This is a genomic window from Synechococcus sp. EJ6-Ellesmere, assembly GCF_024345875.1.
GTDB classification, from domain to species: Bacteria; Cyanobacteriota; Cyanobacteriia; order PCC-6307; family Cyanobiaceae; genus Regnicoccus_A; species Regnicoccus_A antarcticus.
The window spans coordinates 1-5,148 of the sequence record NZ_JAGQBY010000194.1; the positions used below are offsets into that span (position 1 = coordinate 1).

At 68.8% G+C, this 5,148-nt stretch carries 7 protein-coding genes and 1 pseudogene; 2 read left to right on the forward strand and 6 right to left on the reverse strand.

Annotated elements, in window-relative coordinates; all coding sequences use genetic code 11:
* Both KBY78_RS15920 and plsY read left to right on the forward strand, forming a co-directional pair.
* Nucleotides 1–750 (forward strand): DUF3086 domain-containing protein (locus tag KBY78_RS15920; protein WP_255144449.1); only part of this gene is annotated, 750 nt, incomplete at its 5' end.
* On the forward strand, nt 747–1,394 hold the full coding sequence (gene plsY, locus KBY78_RS15925; protein WP_255144450.1) for a glycerol-3-phosphate 1-O-acyltransferase PlsY: 648 nt from the start codon (nt 747–749) through the stop codon (nt 1,392–1,394). The genes KBY78_RS15920 and plsY, both read left to right, overlap by 4 nt.
* Before the next feature lie 22 nt (nt 1,395–1,416).
* On the opposite strand, the gene proC is transcribed toward plsY, so the two are convergent.
* The 6 genes and pseudogenes from proC to KBY78_RS15955 all read right to left on the reverse strand — a co-directional run.
* Nucleotides 1,417–2,190, reverse strand: coding sequence for a pyrroline-5-carboxylate reductase (gene proC / locus KBY78_RS15930; RefSeq protein ID WP_255144451.1), 774 nt, complete (start codon nt 2,188–2,190; stop codon nt 1,417–1,419).
* Nucleotides 2,191–2,225: 35 nt separating this feature from the next.
* Complete coding sequence (locus KBY78_RS15935; protein WP_255144453.1) at nt 2,226–2,825, reverse strand: cell division protein SepF; 600 nt, start codon at nt 2,823–2,825, stop codon at nt 2,226–2,228.
* Nucleotides 2,826–2,919: 94 nt separating this feature from the next.
* Nucleotides 2,920–3,567 carry a YggS family pyridoxal phosphate-dependent enzyme gene (locus KBY78_RS15940; protein ID WP_255144452.1) on the reverse strand — a complete coding sequence of 216 codons (648 nt, stop codon included), beginning with the start codon at nt 3,565–3,567 and terminating at the stop codon, nt 2,920–2,922.
* A 9-nt stretch (nt 3,568–3,576) separates the two neighbouring features.
* Nucleotides 3,577–3,855 carry a PipX family protein gene (locus KBY78_RS15945; RefSeq protein ID WP_037979328.1) on the reverse strand — a complete coding sequence of 93 codons (279 nt, stop codon included), beginning with the start codon at nt 3,853–3,855 and terminating at the stop codon, nt 3,577–3,579.
* Nucleotides 3,856–3,877: 22 nt separating this feature from the next.
* Nucleotides 3,878–4,810 (reverse strand): CbiQ family ECF transporter T component, encoded by a 933-nt coding sequence (locus tag KBY78_RS15950; RefSeq protein ID WP_006169969.1) that lies wholly within the window; start codon nt 4,808–4,810, stop codon nt 3,878–3,880.
* A gap of 28 nt (nt 4,811–4,838) precedes the next feature.
* Nucleotides 4,839–5,148, reverse strand: a pseudogene (locus tag KBY78_RS15955) (ribosome biogenesis GTPase Der); the annotation flags it as partial.

Below are 5,148 nucleotides of genomic sequence, written 5' to 3' on the forward strand. Positions count from 1 at the left end.
GCCGACGGCATTGCCCGCAGGCTCAAGGGCTTCCAGGACTACCTGGTGGTGGCCCTGCAGGACCTGGCCAGCCAGGCGGAACTGATGGATCTGGTGGTGCAGCCCCTGCAGGTGCAGCCCTCACCCCTGGATCCTGTCCCTGAGGCTCCTGCTGCGGCTTCAATGGCGGCGACAGTGGCGGTTCAGCAGATCCCTCCGGCGGCGGCGGGCCAGTTCAGCCAGGACGCCGAGCTGATCCGCGATCGCCTCACCAGCTTCCAGGGCCAGCCCGATTTCTATGCCGATCCCTGGAAGCTACGCCGCAGCCTGGAGCCAGCCGCGGCTGCCCTGCTCGACGACTGGTTCCTCAACCAGGGCGGGCGGGGTGCCCAGGCCAGCACCGGCAGCCGCAACCGCAATGCCCTGATCACCGCCGGGGCCGTGGCGATCCTGGGGGATCTCTACGGCGACCGCTTCCAGACCCTGGTGCTGGCCGGAGAACCCGAGCGGCTCGGGGAATGGCGCCGCGGCCTGCAGGATTGCCTGGGGTTGGCCCGGGAAGACTTCGGCCCCAACAGCGGCATCGTCCTGTTCGAGCGGCCCGATGCCCTGATCGAGCGGGCCGACCGGCTTGAGGAGCGCGGCGAGCTGCCCTTCATCGTCATCGATGCCGCCGAGCAGGTTGTCGACATCCCGGTGCTTCAGTTCCCCCTCTGGCTGGCCTTTGCCGCCACCGCCAGCGAACTGGCCCTGGAGCAGGACCTGCCATGAGCCAACCCCTCTTGCACCTGCTGGTGCTGGCGGTGGGATACCTGCTGGGCTCTCTGCCCACGGGCTGGCTGGCCGGCCGCTGGCTGGCTGGCATCGACCTGCGCCAGCTGGGCTCCGGCTCCACCGGGGCCACCAACGTGCTGCGGCAGCTGGGCAAGGGGCCCGCCCTGGTCGTGTTCCTGGTGGATGTGCTCAAGGGCAGCGCCGCGGTGCTGCTGGCCAAGGCCCTGCTGCAGTCCAGCGGCTTCACCCCCATCACCGACTGGTGGGTGGTGGCGGCCGGTCTGGCCGCCCTGGCGGGCCACATCTGGCCCGTGTGGCTGGGCTGGAAGGGGGGTAAAGCCGTGGCCACGGGACTGGGCATGCTGCTCGGCCTGGTGCCGGCTGTGGGCCTGGCCTGCTTCGGGACCTTTCTGGCCTGCCTCACCCTCAGCCGGATCGTCTCGCTCTCCAGCGTCGTGGCGGCCCTGAGCCTGCCCCTGCTGATGCTGGGGGCTTTTGCCGGAGCCGGCACCGGCTTGAGGCCGGCCTACCTGGCCCTGGCACTGCTCACCACCGCGCTGGTGGTCTGGCGACACCGCAGCAACCTGCAGCGGCTGCTGGCGGGCCAGGAACCGCGGCTTGGAGAAAAGGACAAGGCCTAGCCGGAAGACCTGGCTGGAGGCCCTAGCCGGCGTTGAGAGCCCGGCTGCGCTCCGCCGCTGCCAGAACCGCCTCGATCAGAGCACTGCGCACCCCCGCCTGCTCCAGCTGACGCAGGGCCGCGATCGTGGTGCCGGCCGGGCTGGCCACCATGTCCTTGAGCTGGGCCGGATGCAGGCCCTGCTCCTGCAGCACTTTCACCGAGCCGACCATCATCCCCAGGGCCAGCTCCAGGGCCAGTGGCCGGGGCAGGCCCGAGGCCACGCCACCATCAGCGAGGGCTTCCAGCAGCACCGCCGCCAGAGCAGGGCCCGAGGAGGCCAGGGCCAGCAGGCCATCCAGCTGGCTCTCGGGCAGCTCCTTGACCACCCCGACGCGGGCGAAGAGATCGAGCACCCACTGGCGCTGCTCGTCCGGCAGGTCTTTGCCCCAGGCCAGACCGGTGATGCCGGCACCCACGAGGCAGGGGGTGTTGGGCACGGCCCGCACGCACCGCCAGCCGGGGAAGGACCGCTCCAGCCGCTCCAGGGTCACCCCGGCCAGCACAGAAATCAGCAGGGGAGCCTCGTCGCCAGGGTGGGGCGGCGGCGCTGCAGCCGCAACCGCTGAGAGCAGCTGGGGTTTCACCGCCAGCAGCACGGCGGGGGCAGCCCAGGCCTGGGCTGGATCACGACCCACGGCCACACCGAGCTCGGCCTGGAGACGCCGGGCCGAGTCCTCGCTGGCGACCACGGCCTGCACCTGATCACGGGCGATCACCCCTTGATCCAGCAACGGCTTCAAAAGAGCCCGGGCCATGCGGCCGAGGCCGATCACACCAAGACGGGAGGGCTTCAGAGGCTGAAACCGGAGGCGGAATCCTGACGGCCCCAGGCCGGGCTGGGAGCGGCTGGATCGCTCTCGCTGCCGACAGGATCACGGCTGGGCACGATCGTGGGCGAGGAGGGCTCTTCCCCACTGGCGGTGGTGACCGTGACGCAGCTGGGGGCAAACAGGAAAATGCTCTCGCCCACCCGCTCCTGGTGGCCATCAATGGCGAAGGTGCCACCCGCCACGAAATCAACGGCACGCTGGGCCTGATCCGGCTCCATCATCGTGAGATTGAGGATCACGGTCTTGCGATCGCGCAGGGCCTGGATCGCCCGGGGCATCTCATCGAAGCTCCTGGGCTCCATCAGGGTGACCTCCGCCGCCGTGGAGGAGAGCCCCGGCATGCCGATGACGTTGCTGGAGGAGCTGACGGATCCGAAGGGGTCGTCGCTGCTGAAGTCGCTGGTCAGGGCGAGGGCACTGCCGCTGGAGAGGGCCGAGCGTCCAGGGGGAGCCGAGCTGGCGGGCGAATCGCCGGGGTCGTAGTCCAGTTCGTCGTCGTAGTCACCATCGAGGTAGTCGTCTCCGGAAACAACGGCACGCAGGCGGGCGAACCACGACACCGTGGGCACCTTCGATTGGAGATGTACTTACTTAGCGTCCCATGCCTTTGGTTGCAACTGGACACATCCTGGATACCGATTTCCGAAACACAGCTCAAGCCCTTGGACCGAACAGAGCCGAGCCGATCCGCACCCAGGTGCTGCCGGCCCGCACCGCCTCGGGCCAGTCGCTGCTCATGCCCATCGAGAGCTCCTTGAGGCCGAGGGTCGCCGCCAGTGCAGCGCAGTCCTGGAACAGGCCGAAGCGCTGATCCGCCTCCAGCCCCAGGGGCGCGATCGTCATCAGACCCACTGGCACCAGGGGCTCCAGCGCCCGCAACCGGGGCCAGCACTGCTCCAGCTCCCGGGGCTCGAACCCCGTCTTGCCGGGATCGGGCCGGAGTTTCACCTGAAAGAACACGCGGGGACTGAGCTGCTCCTCAGCGGCGATCCGCTGCAACCGCTCCGCCAGGGGAAGACTGTCGACCGAATGGATCGTGCCGAAATGGCGAAGGATCCCACGGGCCTTGTTGGCCTGCAGCCGACCGATGAAATGCCAGTCGAGGGGTTCGAGTTCGGCCAGCTCCGCCTGCTTGGCCTGGGCCTCCTGCAGACGGCTCTCGCCAAAGCTGCGCAGCCCCAGGGCCACCGCCTCGCGCAGGCGGGCCGCCGGCTGACCCTTGCTGACCGCCAGCAGGCGGGCCTGTGGGGGCAACTGCTCCTGCAGAGTCTCAAGCCGCTGGGCGAGAGCGTCAGCGGGCATCACAGGTCGTCAGATGAAGGTCTGATCGAACAGCTGGCGCCACCGGGGCAGGTGCGAACTGCCATCACGCCGGGCCCGCGCCAGGTTCTGCTCCGCCACGTGGCGAGCATCCATCAGCGGAATCACCTCGAACTGGGCACCGCGTGGCTGCAGGGTCACCAGAAAGAACATCCGCTGGGCGTAGAGGGTGGCGAAGAGATCGCGACCTTCACCCGCTGGAGCCACCCGATAGAGAAGGCCAAATGTCGGATGATTGAGATAACGCTCTGTGGTCGCGTCGACGCTCACTGTCGGATGCAATGTCTACCAATTACAGCGCACCGTACTGCCAGCGCAGCCCGAGAAACAAAAAAAGTGCGCTTGCTGCCACCAGATTCAGCCAGCGGGCCGCCCGCCGGGCCAGGCGCATCTGCGCCGGAGGCACCCAATGCCCCCCTCGGGCCATCAGGGCCTCGGCCCCCTGCTCCGAGCGCAGCAGCAGGTTGGCGAGCAGCCGCTCAGCCACCGCCAGCACCAGCCCGAGGCCACCCTTCCAGCCCAGGCTCCTGAGGTTCACGGCCCGGGTGGCGATCGAGCGCAGCAGGTTCTGGAACTCCTCCTGCACCAGCGGCAGAAAACGCAGAGAGAGGAGCAGGGTGAAGCCCAACCGCTCCACCGGCAGCCCCAGGGCACCGAGCGGCGTGATCACCCAACTCAGCGCCCACACCAGTTCCTCAGGCGGGGTGGAGAGCAGCAGCAGGTTGGCGCTGTGCAGCAGGGTGAACAGCAGCGTGGCGCTGTTGAGACCCAGCTCGGCAGAGCGGCGGTTCACCACCAGCGGCCCGATCGGCAGGGGTCCGAGCTGGATCGGCCCCCAGCGCAGCACCTCCCAACGCAGTCCCAGGCGCTGGGGCGCTGGCTGGCCAGCGGGGGCCGGGGCCAGCAGGAGTTCCCGGGGGGAGCGCATCGCGCTTGTTGAGGCCACCACCCCCACCGGCACCAGAGCAGCCAGCAGGCCTACCAGCAGGCAGAGGACCAGCAGTACCGGTAGGTTGCGCCGCCAAAGGCGCCAGGGCAGACCACAGACAGCTGTGATCAGCAGCAGCAGCGCCACCAGGGACAGACGCCATTGGGGTCCGGCCAGAATCGGGGTGACCAGGAAGGCCAGGGTCCAGCCCAGCTTGAGTCGGGCATCGAGCTGCCGTAGCCATCCCTGCTGCCCATCGACGTACTGGCCGATGGGCAGCTGACGCAGCCAGTCCATCAGGGGCGCACCATCAGGAGGCTGATCATCAGGAGGAGGAACGACTCTGCTGCCGGGCCAGGTCCTTCTCGGCATCGCGCTGCTGCTTGCCGCGCCAGAACAGCCGGATCGGTGAGCCATCGAAGCCCAGACCCTCGCGGATCTGGCGCTCCACATAACGGCGGTAGGTTTCGCCGAACAGCTTCGGGTCGTTCACGAACAGGGTGAAGCTGGGGGGCCGTGTGGCCACCTGGGTGCCGTAGTAGATGCGGCCCTGGCGGCCGCCGCGGCTGGGGGGGGGCGAACGCCAGCTCACCGCCTCCTGCAGCACTTCATTCACCACCGAGGTGGTGACCCGG

Excerpts from the sequence above, each read along its gene's own strand:
- KBY78_RS15940 (WP_255144452.1), bottom strand. The coding sequence starts at position 3,567 with ATGCCCGCTGACGCTCTCGCCCAGCGGCTTGAGACTCTGCAGGAGCAG.
- proC (WP_255144451.1), bottom strand. The coding sequence starts at position 2,190 with ATGGCCCGGGCTCTTTTGAAGCCGTTGCTGGATCAAGGGGTGATCGCC.
- plsY (WP_255144450.1), top strand. The coding sequence starts at position 747 with ATGAGCCAACCCCTCTTGCACCTGCTGGTGCTGGCGGTGGGATACCTG.
- KBY78_RS15950 (WP_006169969.1), bottom strand. The coding sequence starts at position 4,810 with ATGGACTGGCTGCGTCAGCTGCCCATCGGCCAGTACGTCGATGGGCAG.